Annotated in this window: 1 protein-coding gene; it reads left to right on the top strand. The window is 35.8% G+C overall.

Annotation, left to right across the window (positions count from 1 at the left end; translation table 11 throughout):
• Nucleotides 1–282: hypothetical protein (locus tag ACVCXO_RS01060; RefSeq protein ID WP_452227747.1), on the top strand; the 282-nt coding region annotated here is incomplete at both ends.

The raw sequence follows: 282 nt of genomic DNA, 5'->3' as shown, positions 1-282 counted from the left end.
CTGCTTGTAATGTAGTAGATGAAACGATAGAATGTGATGGTGATAATAACCAAACTTTAGCAGATACTTGGAATGCAGATAATATCGTAGAACTTCAAGCTTGTGCGGATGATATTAATGTAACTATTACTTCTGATTATGTTTTCACTAACCTAGCTACAACTTGTGGTGCTGGTGGAACTATTCAAGTAACATATACGGCTACTGATGATTGTTTAAATACTTCTTCGGTTACTGCTACACTTACTCTTAACGATTCTATTGGTCCTGACCTTACAGCTT

It is taken from the genome of Lacinutrix sp. MEBiC02404, from assembly GCF_053601575.1.
Note: the sequence above shows the minus strand (reverse complement) of the source record. Positions and strands in the feature narration are given on the sequence as shown.